The organism is Neisseria iguanae (assembly GCF_003013245.1).
Lineage (GTDB): Bacteria > Pseudomonadota > Gammaproteobacteria > Burkholderiales > Neisseriaceae > Neisseria > Neisseria iguanae.
Map to the genome: position 1 here is coordinate 1 of NZ_PXYY01000061.1, position 15,360 is coordinate 15,360.

Sequence of the window (15,360 nt, forward strand, 5' to 3'; positions counted from 1 at the left end):
AGTTTGGGGAACGGGTTGTTGGCACTTCGGACACTGGCAGCCGTTAATCCGGCTGTGTCGGAAGCAGTCAAACCTGAGGCAGAAAGGTGTAATATTTGCCGGAATTTCTGCTCAGAAAGTTTACCGGGCTTTGGGTACTTGTTTTTAATATACATATCAGAAGCTTACCATAAAGTTTTATGATTTTGCTTCCTAAGCCTCTTATGATTTAAAGCGTATTTTTATATTAAATCAATTTGATAAGTCTGATTTTCTTATTAATTCGGCATGATAGGTAAATGGCCGTCTGAAACGATTGGCAATATTATAATGAAAACCTATCGGCAGCACCTAGGCATGGATAATGAGTTGCAGTATGATGTTTGCCGATGCAGAAAAATTTTAAAATTTCCTCTGTTAAGTCAGGCTGTTTGATATTTTACCTTAAGCGGAGCAGGCATTATGTTGACTCAAACCCAGCAGGTCGATTTGACCCTCCAACACTTGAAAGAGCGTGTTTTGGCTATTTACACGCCCAAGCAGCGCGCAAGCGTCGAACGTTCGGAGGATTGGCAAAAATTCAGCGAGCGTTTGCAAACGTATTTTCCGAGTTTGATGTATGAATTGGATAATGTTTACGGCAACAATGAAACCGTTTTGCCGATGTTGGAACAATTGTCCGCACAATCATGGCAAAGCTATTCGCAACGTGCCAAACCGCTGAAGCAGACCGATGCCGCGCGTGAAGCCGATCCCGATTGGATTTTATCGAATAAGCAGGTCGGAGGCGTGTGCTATGTCGATTTGTTTGCCGGTAATTTGCAGGGCTTGAAAGCAAAGATCCCTTATTTTAAAGAATTGGGTCTGACTTACCTGCACTTGATGCCGCTGTTTAAATGTCCGGAAGGCAAGAGCGACGGCGGCTATGCTGTGAGCAGCTACCGTGATGTCAATCCGGCCTTGGGTACGATTGACGATTTGCGCGATGTGATTACCGCTTTGCACGAAGCTGGTATTTCTACCGTGGTGGATTTTATTTTCAACCATACGTCAAACGAACATCATTGGGCGGTAGAATGCGCCGCCGGTAATCCGCTGTATGACAATTTCTACTATATTTTCCCCGACCGCCGGATGCCCGACCAATATGATCGAACCTTGCGTGAAATCTTCCCTGACCAGCATCCGGGCGGCTTCTCGCAATTAGCAGACAGCCGCTGGGTATGGACGACCTTTAATTCCTTCCAATGGGATTTGAATTACAGTAATCCTTGGGTATTCAATGCCATGGCTGGTGAAATGATGTTCTTGGCTAATTTGGGCGTGGACATTCTGCGCATGGACGCAGTGGCCTTTATTTGGAAACAAATGGGTACAACCTGCGAAAACCTGCCGCAAGCGCATGCGTTGGTTCGTGCGTTTAATGCAGTGATGCGCATTGCCGCACCGGGCGTGTTCTTCAAATCAGAAGCCATTGTCCACCCGGATGAAGTCGTGCAGTATATCGGCCGGAATGAATGCCAAATCGGTTATAACCCGCTGCAAATGGCATTATTGTGGAACACTTTGGCCACGCGCGAAATCAATCTTTTGCATCATGCACTGACTTACCGCCACAATCTGCCGGAGCATACCGCTTGGGTGAACTATGTGCGCAGCCATGACGATATCGGCTGGACGTTTGCCGACGAGGATGCCGGTCAATTCGGTATTCACGGCTACGACCACCGCCAATTTCTCAACCGCTTCTTTGTGAACCATTACGAGGGCAGCTTTGCGCGCGGCGAACCGTTCCAATACAACCCGACTACCGGTGATTGCCGGGTCAGCGGTACGGCGGCATCATTGGTCGGCTTGGCGCAAAATGATCCGTTTGCCGTTGACCGTTTGAAACTGCTTTACAGTATTGTGATGAGTACAGGTGGTCTGCCGTTGATTTATCTGGGCGATGAAGTCGGCACCTTAAACGATACCGATTGGCCGTATGATGAAAACAAACGCGATGACAGCCGTTGGGCGCACCGTCCGCGTTACAACGAAGAATTGTACAACCAGCGTCACGACATTTCGACCAAGGCCGGCCAGATCTATCAAGGTTTGCGCCATATGATTGAGATTCGCCAAAACAATCCGCGCTTCGATGGTGGCCGTTTGGTGACGTTCTACACCCACAACAAACACATCATCGGCTACATCCGCAACAATGCGCTCTTAGCCTTTGCCAACTTCAGCGAGTTTCCGCAAACTATTACCGCGCACGCGTTGCAGGCGATGCCGTTCCAAGCGGCTGATTTAATCAGTGGCGAAACAGTGAAATTGAATCAAGACGTAGAATTGCGTCCGTATCAAGTGATGTGGCTGGAGATCGCGTAATGCTTTGAATTTTTATTAAAGCCATTTAAAGGCCGTCTGGAAACTTATTTTCAGGCGGCCTTTTTGTTTTTTTAAATCACGATTTTTGGATTATTAAAGCAGAAATGATGCATTTTTGAGCAAAACTATGGTTGAAAAAGCAGCTGCGTATTTACGGTTCCTGTATTCATTGCTCAAAACAGTGTGGAATATGGCTTAAATGTAAATAAGATAGCTGAAATTATATTTCAAACAATGCCACAGCCATAATTTTTTAATGTAGTGAAGTGTAATGGTAAATTTAAATAATTTAATGCTTACAAGGTAATAAGTAAGCGGGAGATTTTCATGAATTTTATCATCAATCTTGATTTTTTATTGAATGTAGTTCATTATAACATGATGAATTTAAATAATTAAATTGAAAATAATATTCACAATTTATTAGTGATTTTGTAATAAAATTAATTCTTGACCTGGTATTAAGTTCAAGTAAAATCAAAAATAATTTTTATTAAATTACATGCATGTAAATTGAAATTCGTCAAAATTGGTAAAACCAGCTTCACAACAATGCAATTTTTAAGGAGTTTGCAATGAGTCAACAATACACATGGTTACATATCGGCCTGGGTTCGTTTCACCGTGCACATCAAGCATGGTATCTCAATGAACTGATGAAATCTGGCGACGACAGTTGGGCGATTGCGGCAGGTAATATTCGTAACGACAGCGAACATACCGTGGAAGCGATGTTGGCTCAAAACGGTGAATATGTTTTGGAAACAGTCAGTCCGCATGATGAACGCGAATATGAAGTGATTAAATCCATCAAGCAGCCTATCCGTTGGGCGGCCGACTTGGCACCGCTGATCGCTGCGGGTGCAGCGGAAAATACCAGAGTGATTGCCTTTACCGTAACCGAAGCAGGTTATTACCTCGACAGCAAATTCAAGTTGGTACAAAACGATGCAGCTTTGCAGGCAGATTTGAAGGGCGGGCATGAAACCATTTACGGCGTCATTGCCAAAATACTGCGTGAACGCATGAAGCTTTCAGACGGCCGTGTGACCTTATTGTGCTGCGACAATGTGCGCCACAACGGTGAGCGCTTCCGTGATGGTTTGGTGGAATTTTTGCAATTAACCAACCAAAATGATTTGATCGATTGGTTGGCGCAAAACGCTACCACGCCGAACACCATGGTTGACCGCATTGTGCCGCGTCCCGCCGAAGATTTACCTGCACGGATTAAAGAAAAAACAGGTATTGGCCATAAAGCGCCGGTTATGGGTGAGACCTTTATCCAGTGGGTAATTGAAGACAATTTCAAAGACAATATCCGTCCCGCCTTGGAAAAAGTCGGTGTGGAATTGGTAGAATCGGTGATTCCTTACGAAGAAGCCAAAATTCGCGTGTTGAATGTACCGCATGCCGCAATTGCATGGGCAGGTACTTTGCAGGGTGAATTGTTTATCCACGACAGCACCTTAAACGACAAAGTGAGTCAAGTTGCTTACGACTACGTTACCGAAGATGTGATTGCCAGCTTGGGCAATGATTTGATTGATTTGGGCAAATACCGCGACGTGGTGCTGGAGCGTTTTACCAATCCGCACATCAAAGATACCAATCAGCGTGTGGCGGCCGACGGTTTCTCTAAAATTCCGGCGCAAATCCAGCCGACCTTGGTTGAACGCTATAAACAAGGCGCACGTCCGGCGGCAACCGCATTGATTCCGGCGATTTTTTTCGTGTTCATGGAACAATGGCATCAAGGCAAACTGCCTTATGCCTATCAAGACGGTATTTTGGATGAGGCTGCTGTGCATGCAATGTTTGAATCCGATGATCCGGTTCATGTATTTGCAACAGACAAAGCCTTGTTTGGCGAATTGGCCGCCAATACTGATTTTGAAGCTTTGATGCGCGAACAAGTTGCTAAAGCGCGTGAATTTTTAAAATAAACTGAATCAGGCCGTCTGAAAAGAAAAGCTTCGAAAGATATCTTTCAGACAGCCTTTTCATTGCCTTTAAGGAATCATCATGTATCTCGGTTTAGATTACGGTACATCTGAAATTAAAGCTTTATTGCTGGATAAAAACGCCAATATCGTGTGCACACACGGTTTACCGCTTTCTATCCAACGCCCTCATCCGCAATGGTCGGAGCAATCGGCAGCGGAGTGGTGGCAGGTTACTAACGGTTTGATGGCCAAAATGCGCGAGAAAGCCGGCGACGCTTGGTATGCGGTAAAGGCCGTTGGTTTATCGGGGCAGATGCATGGCGCGGTATTGCTGGGCGAAGACAATCAAGTGTTGCGCCCGGTCATTTTATGGAACGATACCCGCAGCGCGGAAGAATGTGCAGAATTGGAATCTGCCGTGCCTGATTTGCACGATATCACCGGTAATTTGGCCATGCCCGGTTTTACTGCACCTAAATTATTGTGGGTGAAGAAGCATGAGCCGGAAATTTTTGTTCAGACGGCTTCGGTATTACTGCCGAAAGACTATATCCGCTTTTTGATGACCGGTAAAAAAATATCCGAAATGTCGGATGCGGCCGGTATGTTGTGGCTGGACGTGGCCAAGCGTGACTGGTCGGATAAAGTATTGGCCGCTACAGGATTGACCCGCGAACACATGCCTGCCCTGATTGAAGGCAGTGAAAGCAGTGGTGCGCTATTGCCGGAAATTGCGGAAAAATGGGGCTTGAGCGTTGAAGTCGTCGTGGCAGGCGGAGGCGGCGACAATGCCGCCAGCGCGGTCGGTGTTGGTGCAGTGAATCCGGGGGATGCATTTATCTCGCTAGGTACGTCGGGCGTGGTGTTTGTGGTGAACGAAGCCTACCATCCTGCGCCTAAAGACGCGGTACATTGCTTCTGCCATGCTTTGCCCAACCGTTGGCACCAAATGAGCGTGATGCTGAGTGCGGCGGCATGTTTGAGCTGGTATTGTGAGCTGATTGGTGTGCGTGAAGCGGATTTGTTGGTCGAAATCGCCAGCTTGAGCGCCGAACAAAAAGCCAATGCGCCGGTTTTCCTACCTTATCTTTCAGGCGAACGCACACCGCATAACGACCCGTTTGCCAGCGGTGTATTCCACGGCATCCGCCACAGCAGCGACCGTGCGGTAATGGGCTATGCCGTGATTGAAGGCGTGGGCTTCGGTATTGCCGACGGCGTACGTGTTTTACAAGAAAGCGGCACGCATATCAAACAATGTTCGTTATTGGGCGGTGGTGCACGCAGTTTATTTTGGGCGAAGCTGCTGGCTGATACTCTGCAACTGCCGATTATTACGCATAAAGGCGGTGAAACCGGCGGTGCATTGGGTGCGGCGCGTTTGGCGGCCTTGGCTGCCGGTGCCGATGAAAAAGAGGTTTGTACCAAGCCTGAAATTGAGCAAGTTTTTGAATCTGAAGCCGCTAATGCGGATTATTTAGCCAGACGTTACGCGCTGTTCCGTGCTTTGTACCAACAAGAAAAGGCTTTCAGACAGGTTCAGGCCGTCTGAACGTTTTGAATGTGTTTTATTAAGCATAGAGGCAAATGATGAATGCTGTCTGCTTGCTTTCAGACGGCATTTTTTGAATCTCAAATCAAAGGATGACGATGAATAAATTAGAAGTAGAAACCAAACAATGGCTGGGTATGCCGTTGAATTTGGTATGGGGTTACATTGCCATTGCCCTGTTTATGACAGGCGACGGTTTTGAGTTGGCATTTTTGTCGAAATACATTACTGACTTAGGCTTTACTGAGGCGCAATCTTCTTCGGCTTTTGCGGTTTACGGCTTTTCCGCCGCCTTGTCAGCCTGGGTTTCAGGTGTGTTAGCCGAAATCATTACCCCACGTAAGACCATGATTATCGGTTTTATCATGTGGTGTGTGTTTCACGCTTTGTTTTTGGTTTTCGGTTTGGAAGGTAAAAGCTATCCGCTGATTATGCTGTTTTACGGTATCCGTGGTTTTGCTTATCCGCTGTTTTTGTATTCATTCATCGTGATGATTGTGCAAAACGTGAAAAGCACCCAAATCAGCCCGTCTATGGGTTGGTTCTGGACAACTTATTCCATCGGTATCGGTGTATTCGGTAGCTTTATTCCGAGCCTGACCATCCCTGCGATGGGTGAGATGGGTACGTTGTGGCTGGCATTGGTATTCTGTATTGCCGGCGGTTTGGTGGCGATGGTGATGCTGCGTAACGTCAATTCCGAATCACCGATGCATGATTTGCCGATGAAAGAAAAATTTGGCGAATTAAGCCGCGCGGTGACTTTGCTGATTACCAACCGTCAGATTTTGTTTTCAAGCTGGATTCGCATTATCAATACCTTGTCGCTGTTTGGTTTCGCCGTCATCATGCCGCTGATGTTTACTAAAGAACTGGGCTTTACCACTTCGCAATGGCTGCAAATCTGGACAGTATTTTTTGCTACGACACTGGTTTCCAATGTGTTTTGGGGGATTGTCGGCGAAAAAATGGGGTGGATTAAAGTAGTGCGCTGGTTTGGTTGTATCGGTATGGCAGTTTCATCTCTGGTGTTTTACTACTTGCCGCATTGGTACAACAAAGTGGCTCCGGTCGGTGTAGAAGGCGCATCAACTTCCGAATTTATGATGGCATGGATTCCGGCGGTTTTGCTGGGCTGGTTTGTGGCGGCGTTTGTACCGATGACTGCCGTGTTCACCACTTTGGAATCGAAACACCAAGGTGCGGCTATTTCGGTTTATAACCTGTCAGCCGGTTTGTCGAATTTCGTTGCCCCGGCGATTGCTACCTTAGTGTTACCGATGTTCAGCTTCATCGGCGTGGTTTATGCTTATACTGCATTGTATATTTTTGCCTTCTTCGTAACTTTCCTGTTGCGTGTGAAACAGCCGGGTTTCGATATTTACGGATGTAAAGAGACAAACGCTTGATTTGTGAACAGCTGGAGGCCGTCTGAAAACTTATTTTCAGACGGCCTTTTTATATGGTTTTCAGGTAAAATACCGCCTTTGCGCCTAGCCATCTTGATATAGAGTTTTCCATGATTGAATTAAAAAACCTGACCTTACAACGCGGCTTGAAAGTGCTGCTGGATAAAGCCGGCGTCACCATCACCCCCAACCAGCGCGTTGGCTTGGTCGGTAAAAACGGCACCGGAAAAACCAGCTTGTTTGCGTTGATAAAAGGCGAAATCATGCAAGATGGCGGTGATATTCTGTTTCCGCGTACATGGAAACTTGCTGAGGTGGCCCAAGAAACACCGGCATTGGAAACATCGGCAATCGATTATGTGTTGCAGGGTGATACCGAGCGGCAAACGCTTCAGACAGCCTTAAGTCGAGCCGAAGCACAAAACGACGGCATGAAGCAGGCGGAATATCATGCCAAATTAGAAGAAATCGATGCGTATACCGCACCTGCACGTGCTGCCAAATTATTGAGCGGTTTGGGCTTTTCGCAAGAAGGACATGTCAAGCCGGTGAAAGCGTTTTCCGGCGGTTGGCGTATGCGGCTGAATCTGGCGCAGGCTTTAATGTGCCGTGCTGATTTGCTGCTGCTTGACGAGCCGACCAACCACTTAGATTTGGAAACCGTATTGTGGCTGGAAAACCATTTGGCCAACCTGCCGTGTACGCAAATCATTATTTCGCACGACCGCGATTTTCTCAATGCCACCACTACACAAACAATCGAATTATCGAATCAGAAACTGACCCAATACGGCGGTAACTACGATTTCTACCAAAACGAACGCGCCCGGCGTTTGACGCAACAGCAAGCTGCGTATGTAAAGCAGCAAACGCAAATCAAACATCTGCAATCATTTATTGACCGTTTCAAAGCCAAGGCTACCAAAGCGACGCAGGCGCAAAGCCGTATGAAAGCCTTGGCCAAATTGGAGCGCATTGCTCCTGCGCATTTGGACAGCGGGTTTTCGTTTGAATTCGAAAATCCGGTGCATTTGCCCAATCCCCTATTAAAGTTGGATAAAGCGGATTTAGGCTACGGTGGAAATGTGGTGTTGCACGATTTGAATCTGTCGCTGGAAAGCGGCGCACGCTATGGGCTGCTGGGGGTCAACGGCAGCGGAAAATCGACTTTTATCAAGGTCTTGGCAGGCGAATTAGATTTGCTTTCCGGTCAGATTGTACGCTCGGAAAAGCTCAATATCGGTTATTTCGCTCAACACCAACTTGACACCTTGCGCGATGACCAAAGCCCGATTTGGCACATTCAACAGCTTTCACCCGAAGTGCGTGAGCAGGAGGTCCGTAATTTTTTAGGCGGGTTCAACTTTGTCGGCGACATGGCCTTACAGAAAATCGAGCCATTTTCCGGTGGTGAAAAAGCACGTTTGGCCTTGGCGATGATTGTGTGGCAAAAGCCGAATCTGCTCTTACTTGACGAACCGACCAACCACTTGGATTTGGACATGCGCCACGCTTTGACTTTAGCTTTGCAGAGTTTCCAAGGTGCATTGATTGTGGTATCGCACGACCGCAGCTTGTTGGAAGCGACGACTGACTGCTTCTTATTGATTGATAAAGGCCGTTTGAATCCGTTTGACGGCGATTTGAATGATTACCGCCAAAGGCGTTTGGCGCAGGAAAATGCTGCTGTCGCACCTGCCTCCTCCGCCCAATCGCAAAACCGCAAAGATACCAAGCGTATCGAAGCACAAATCCGTCAGGAAAAAGCCAAACGCGGCAAGCCGGTTCAGCAGAAAATCGATAAAGCGGAGAAAGAAATTGCCAAGCTGACCGAAATTCAGGCGGCCTGTGAAGCATTTTTGGCACAAGAAGCCGCGTATTCTGATGAAAACAAAGCCAAATTACAGGAAACGCTCACGCAATTGGCTGAAACTAAAGTAAAATTAAACGAATTAGAAGAAAACTGGCTGCTGTGGCAGCAAGAGTTGGAAGAAATTTTAACCCAAATCAATGCCAAGTTTGCCTGAACCGTTTTTATCATATAATGAAAAGGCCGTCTGAAAAGCCTCAGATTGCTGATTTTGCAGAAAAAGCGTGGTGCCTGTTTATGCAATCAGCTTACAGCACATTATCCCACTCACTTTAAGGCAATCACCATGCCGTCTGAAAAAGAAGGGCGCATGGTGTCTCAGAATAAACATGAAATACCCAGTTTTAAACACATGCGCCGCTATTCTTGGCCTGTTGGCGATACCTGCCGAAGCCGCCAGCAAAATCTATACCTGTGAAACCAACGGCACGGTGGTGTACACATCGCGTCTGTCGGGTGACTGCCATGCGCCTGATTTGCCGCCTATTGGCCGCTACAGCAGCGCGCGTTATGATGCGCCTGAAATGGTTGTTTCTCCCGAACAGCGTAAAGCCGCCAAGCCTGCAAACAATACCAATCAAAGTACAAGTAGGGTTGTGGGCACCAAAGGAAAAACACCTGTTGCGCCGATTCGCCCGACCACGGCATCCGCTGCGGCACCTGCCCCAAAATCTGCTGCCGGTAACAGCCGCCGTGCCATTTTGGAAACCGAATTGAGCAACGAACGCAGGGCATTGTCTGAAGCACAAAAATCTTTGGCACAAGCGCGTGCGGTCAAAGGCGGCACAATTGACCACCAGCAAATCAAAAATCTGGAAGGCTTGGTGCTCGACCGCCAGCAAAACATCCAAGCCCTACAACGTGAATTAGGGCGGATGTAATGCATTGCTGCTTGGAAAGTCGAACAGAGAAGCCGAGATGTCGGAAAAGGTCGGGTCATTGGTATTTTTTATGCGGGACAGCGTTTGTTTTGCTGAAATCATTGTTTTAGGATTTTCGAATGTTCTCAAAAACGGTGCGGCTTTGCCGTGCTTTTCGGCATTCTCGGCGAAAGACAACAGTCCCAAAACGGTGCTTCAGGCAAAAAAACAAAAAATGCAAACGACGTTGGAATTTTCTACAGCATGATCTGTGCAAACCACCGTCTTTGACATATTTCTCTGCAATGCGCTTCTCAATGCCTGGCCTTGTATTGGATATGGCTGCGTGTTCTGCGTTTGCTTGGCGTTGCCTGTGCCAAAGACGGGTTTTCGCACAGGCTCAGGCCGTCTGAAAAAATTTTCCAGACGGTTCGTTTGTATTTAAATCATCATCAGCCAACCTTGAGGGCATAATCATCCAATAAGGAAAAAAATCGTTTTATTTCATCGGCATAGGTGTAATACAGACAGCAGACAGCCGATGAGCAGCAAGCCGTAATCCACCCAACCCAAATGACGAACCACATCCGGCGCGTTAAAAATTACCGGTACCCAGTGCAATGTTTTTTCCGCCGAACCAGCGGCTGACAGCGGTTGCATCGCACATTTGGCTGTCTTTTATCAGGTTAAATGCAAAGATCGGCGTACGGCGGGTTTTGCTGTGGCAGCCATTAAAGGCAGATATAGGGGCGTTTGACAATATCCGTCAACACACGCGCTGATGTCTTGCCCGTAGACTTCGATTTGACGGTAGCTTTTGGCCAAAGATTCGTATTTGTAGTTAGGTGTCGTTTTGGTGGGCTGGATAATTTCAGGCCCAAGCCGGGTTCTGCAGGCAACGGGGCTCAGCTTTTTTAAGTCCAGACTCAAGCGTTCATGATTGCAGTATGTAATCATTTATGATTGTTGCCGGCCCAGCCGCCGCCGGCCAACCGCTTATCTGCCGTTTTCCCGGCACTGAATTCACGATTGGGAATGTTTGCCGAAATTCCACCGGTTGCCTGCGGGCGGCAGGTTCTTTGGCTGCGGACTTTGGCTTTATAATCCCGACAAACCCATAATGCACCAGACTTTTTTTGTTCCGCGACAATACGGCAGCAGCGGCCTTTGTGTCGGCGGCATACTTCACCCACAGCCGTTTTGGCCGCAGCATCGGGATCGGGTTAATGGAAACTGTTGTTGGGGATGCCGGCACTGTATGGCAGATATTTCAGCGGGTGTCCCGCTCCCGGCTTTTGAACGGTCCGGCAGGCTTCGGCGGCGACCCTTCCTTTCCGTTGGGCGCTTTCATGTGCTTTAGGCGGCAGTTCTGCGCACGCATATGGCGCTGCCTGTTTTTTTCATGTGGGGCTTAGGGGTTTGCCTGCGGTTTTTGCAGTGCGGCGGTGCCGACAGGCGGCTATCCGCTGGCGCAGGTGTGTGCGTGAGGCTTTGAAGCGCGCTGCCGGCTGTGCACTTGGTGATAATGGGGTAGGTCCCGGTATTTGAAGTCCGGTGTATATTCGGACAGTAAGAAAACTGAAGAAAACCGCACCTTTTTAGTTGGAAGGGGTGCCTGACTTTTGGGGTGCAGTTTATGTTTCAGACGGCCTTGTTTAATCAATCATCAAAAATCAATACATGCCTTCACGCTCTTCACGGGTAGAGATGTAGATGTTTTTCACTTGGGTGTAAGCAGCCAACATCATTTTGTGGGTTTCGCGGCCGATACCGGAAGTTTTGTAGCCGCCAAACGGTGCATGCGCAGGCAGACGGTTGTAACAGTTGACCCAAACGCGGCCGGTTTCCAATGCGCGTGATACGCGCAGACAGCGGTTGATGTCTTTACTCCATACGCCTCCGCCCAAACCGTATTCCAAATCATTGGCCATTTTGATGACTTCTTCTTCGGTTTTGAATTTGATGACCGTTGCCACAGGACCGAAGATTTCTTCCTGTGCCACGCGGGCATCGTTGTTTTTCGTTTCAATCAAGGTCGGTTCCAAGAATGCACCACCAGCCAAATCGCCTTCGACTTTTTTACCGCCGGTGATGATGTGGCAACCTTCCTGCTCACCGGTTTTTACGTATTTCAAAATGGTTTCCAATTGGCCGGCGTTGACTTGCGCACCCATTTGGGTATCATCTTCCCAAGGCAGGCCGACTTTGACTTTTTTGAATTCTTCAGCCAGCGCTCCGACGAATTTGTCGTAAATACCTTCTTGTACGAAAATACGCGAACCGGCGCAGCACACTTGGCCTTGGTTGAACAAAATACCTTTTTGCGCGCCTTCAAGTGCTTTATCAAACGGCATGTCGTCGAAGAAAATGTTGGCTGACTTGCCGCCCAATTCCAAAGTCGCCGGAATCAGCATTTCTGCAGCGGCGATACCGATGCGGCGGCCGACTTCGGTCGAACCGGTAAAGGCCAATTTATTGAAACCTTTGTGATGCAGCATGTATTCACCTGATTTCGAGCCTTTACCGGTAATGACGTTAAACACACCTTTAGGCAGCAGATGATTGATTTTTTGGGCAAAAGACAACACGCTCAATGAAGTGCTGGAAGACGGGTGCAACACAATGGTACAACCGGCAGCCAAAGCCGGGGCGATTTTCCAAGCAGCCATCAAGAATGGGAAATTCCAAGGAATAATTTGGCCGACCACCCCGATTGGTTCGCGCATAATCAGCGACAAATCTTCTTCGTCCAATTGGGTGACCGTGCCTTCTTCACCGCGAATCACGCCGGCAAAGTAACGGAAGTGGTCGGAAGCCAGCGGAATGTCGGCGGCTCGGGTTTCGCGGATCGGCTTGCCGTTGTCGAGTGTTTCCTGCAGGGCAAACAGTTCGGTATTTTCGTCAATAATGTCCGCGATTTTGTTTAAAATGGCCGCACGCTCGGTAACGGTGGTTTTTTTCCAAGTTTTGAATGCTTCTTGCGCCGCAGCTACGGCGGCATCTACGTCGGCATCGCTGGCATCAACGAATTTTGCCAATTCTCCCCCATTGGCCGGATTAGTCGAAGTCAATAATTTGCCTTCGCTGCCTTTTGTCCATTCACCGTTGATTAATAGGCCGTATTCTTTTTCAAAAACGTTTAAATCTTTTGCCATGATGCTGTCTCCTGTATTTTTCAGCAGTTGTAGTTGGCTGTAAGCAAAATGCTTAAGGATTAGCATAGTATTTTTTGCTGCGCAGTTCAAGCGTTAAAAGTGCAAAGAAAGATGAATTAACAAGGCCGGAAGGTTAGAGGTAAGGGCGGAGTTATTGCATAAAATCAACAAATCATGATAAAGGCCATCTGAAAAATCGATTGTATTTAGTTTATATAGAAACAGTTAGTTTTTTTCAATTGTAATATTTATTAATATAATTTGTTATATCATAACAAATTATATTAAATTCAATAATCTATGTATTGACTAAATTCATTCCGGCGTACATACTTAAGCCGTGATGAAACAATCTTGTACGATTATTTATTTATATATGATTAAATAAGTACTTTCATCCGGTTATTCTGATCGAATATCATTCTGTCAATGAGCCAAATAAGGAGTGTTACCATGAAAATGCGTGCAGTGGCAGTGAATCAAGCTCTTGAAGGTAATGTAGAAGTCGTAGAGCGCGACATCCGTAAATTAGAATCGGGTGAAGCTTTGGTAGAAGTTGAATATTGCGGCGTGTGTCATACCGATTTGCACGTCGCTGCCGGTGATTACGGTGAAAAACCGGGTCGGGTTTTGGGTCATGAAGGTATCGGTAAAGTCTGTAAAGTGGCCGATGACGTGCAAAGCCTGAAAGTGGGCGATCGTGTGAGCATCGCATGGTTGTTTGAAAGCTGTGGTTCTTGCGAATATTGTCATACCGGCCGTGAAACTCTGTGCCGTAGCGTAGTGAATGCCGGTTATACGGCTGACGGCGGTATGGCGACACATTGTATTGTTAATGCTGATTACGCAGTGAAAGTGCCGGATGGTTTGGATCCTGCACAAGCCAGCTCAATTACCTGCGCCGGTGTGACCACTTATAAAGGGGTGAAAGTATCGAATGTGCGTCCGGGCCAATGGATTGCCGTGTATGGTGCCGGCGGTTTGGGCAACTTGGGCGTGCAGTACGCAAAGAAAGTATTCGGAGCACATGTGATTGCCATCGACATAAATGATGACAAGCTGGAATTCGCCAAAGAAAGCGGTGCCGATTTGGTAATCAATCCGCAAAAAGAAGATGCGGCCAAAGTGATTCAGGAAAAAGTCGGTGGCGCGCATGCCGCGATTGTGACTGCGGTATCTTCCGCTGCATTTAATTCGGCAGTTGATGCTGTGCGTGCCGGCGGCCGCGTGGTAGCACTCGGATTGCCGCCCGAATCTATGGACTTGTCGATTCCGCGCTTGGTATTGGACGGTATCGAAGTGGTCGGCTCTTTGGTAGGCACACGCCAAGACTTGGCCGAAGCCTTCCAATTCGGTGCCGAAGGTTTGGTGGTGCCGAAAGTACAATTGCGTGATTTGGATGAGGCCCCGGCCATTTTCCAAGAAATGCGTGAAGGTAAAATTACTGGCCGCATGGTAATTGACATGAAATGCGTTTGCGGTCACGAACATTAATCGTGATAAGGTAATACCTGCCAAAGGCCGTCTGAAAGATTTTCAGACGGCCTTTGCAATAAATTAGTGGCTGCCCTAGATAATTCAGGAAATTCAAATTAAGTCAGAGCTATCCCTATACGCAAAAGTTGTCTAAGCCGGTACAAACAAACCGATTGAACTGTTTGTTGCAGGAGTTACCGCCCGAACAGCATCCGGGTTAGTTTGGCGTAAACAAAAATACCGCAGTCTGTTACTTTCATCGTTTACGGTTACTTATTTATTAAAACAGTCCGCATTTGGAAATGTTTGATGGAGAGAGGTAGACGTTGATGAAAGTGATTTCGGCGGACAATGTCAATGTAAATACGGTCACGGTACGGCCGGTAAAGCCGCTGAAAGTAATGGACCGTTATGAACCGCTCCAACCGCATTGGCCATGTTTTTCAGTTGCCGGTTGTGTGTGTCATAAGGCTTTTAACCTTTGGCTGTATAGGCGTAAGGCCGGTAGTCATGCGATCTCAAGATAAACAATGGGTCTGTTGCTTTGTCCGCCAGTTTGTCATTGCGCCAAGGAGCGGGTGTGTTTGTTTTCATCAGTTGGCGGGTGGTTCAAAATCTTTTTTTCGTGATTTTGAGTCGCTGTGCCAATCGCCCGTTGGGTGCAGTTAAAGCGAACCGCTCTTTCCCGTTGGTAATCGTCGGGGTATTGTTCTGCGTCTTGGCGTTGTAAAGCCGTGTCT

The 15,360-nt window shown here is 47.5% G+C and carries 11 protein-coding genes and 1 pseudogene; 9 read left to right on the forward strand and 3 right to left on the reverse strand.

What is annotated here, in order from left to right; genetic code table 11:
- Positions 1-441 precede the first annotated feature (441 nt).
- From C7N83_RS09310 to C7N83_RS09340, 7 genes are all read left to right on the forward strand, one after another.
- Positions 442-2,352 (forward strand): alpha-amylase family protein, encoded by a 1,911-nt coding sequence (locus C7N83_RS09310; RefSeq protein WP_106742213.1) that lies wholly within the window; start codon positions 442-444, stop codon positions 2,350-2,352.
- 575 nt (positions 2,353-2,927) lie between these two features.
- Complete coding sequence (dalD, locus tag C7N83_RS09315) at positions 2,928-4,298, forward strand: D-arabinitol 4-dehydrogenase (RefSeq protein ID WP_106742215.1); 1,371 nt, start codon at positions 2,928-2,930, stop codon at positions 4,296-4,298.
- Positions 4,299-4,377: 79 nt separating this feature from the next.
- Positions 4,378-5,850 (forward strand): xylulokinase, encoded by a 1,473-nt coding sequence (gene xylB / locus C7N83_RS09320; protein ID WP_106742217.1) that lies wholly within the window; start codon positions 4,378-4,380, stop codon positions 5,848-5,850.
- Between the two features lie 98 nt (positions 5,851-5,948).
- Positions 5,949-7,259 (forward strand): MFS transporter, encoded by a 1,311-nt coding sequence (locus tag C7N83_RS09325; RefSeq protein ID WP_106742219.1) that lies wholly within the window; start codon positions 5,949-5,951, stop codon positions 7,257-7,259.
- A gap of 110 nt (positions 7,260-7,369) precedes the next feature.
- A complete protein-coding gene (locus tag C7N83_RS09330) occupies positions 7,370-9,286 on the forward strand; it encodes an ATP-binding cassette domain-containing protein (protein ID WP_106742220.1) in 1,917 nt (638 codons plus the stop codon).
- Between the two features lie 172 nt (positions 9,287-9,458).
- Positions 9,459-10,010: a hypothetical protein gene (locus C7N83_RS09335; protein ID WP_106742222.1), complete on the forward strand. Its 552-nt coding sequence runs from the start codon at positions 9,459-9,461 to the stop codon at positions 10,008-10,010.
- 37 nt (positions 10,011-10,047) lie between these two features.
- Positions 10,048-10,257, forward strand: coding sequence for a hypothetical protein (locus C7N83_RS09340; RefSeq protein ID WP_106742223.1), 210 nt, complete (start codon positions 10,048-10,050; stop codon positions 10,255-10,257).
- Positions 10,258-10,493: 236 nt separating this feature from the next.
- Here C7N83_RS09340 and C7N83_RS14835 read toward each other — a convergent pair whose 3' ends face one another.
- Both C7N83_RS14835 and C7N83_RS09355 read right to left on the reverse strand, forming a co-directional pair.
- Positions 10,494-10,649, reverse strand: coding sequence for a hypothetical protein (locus tag C7N83_RS14835; RefSeq protein ID WP_170064876.1), 156 nt, complete (start codon positions 10,647-10,649; stop codon positions 10,494-10,496).
- 1,013 nt (positions 10,650-11,662) lie between these two features.
- Entirely contained in the window at positions 11,663-13,144 is a 1,482-nt protein-coding gene (locus C7N83_RS09355; protein ID WP_106742228.1) for an aldehyde dehydrogenase family protein, read from the reverse strand.
- A 453-nt stretch (positions 13,145-13,597) separates the two neighbouring features.
- On the opposite strand from C7N83_RS09355, the gene adhP reads away from it, so the two are divergent.
- Both adhP and C7N83_RS09365 read left to right on the forward strand, forming a co-directional pair.
- Positions 13,598-14,638 carry an alcohol dehydrogenase AdhP gene (gene adhP / locus C7N83_RS09360; protein ID WP_170064877.1) on the forward strand — a complete coding sequence of 347 codons (1,041 nt, stop codon included), beginning with the start codon at positions 13,598-13,600 and terminating at the stop codon, positions 14,636-14,638.
- Between the two features lie 154 nt (positions 14,639-14,792).
- Positions 14,793-15,014, forward strand: a pseudogene (locus C7N83_RS09365) (IS1595 family transposase); the annotation flags it as partial.
- Positions 15,015-15,179: 165 nt separating this feature from the next.
- On the opposite strand, the gene C7N83_RS15270 reads toward C7N83_RS09365, so the two are convergent.
- A partial coding sequence (locus C7N83_RS15270; RefSeq protein ID WP_245911189.1) for a hypothetical protein occupies positions 15,180-15,360 on the reverse strand: 181 nt, incomplete at its 5' end.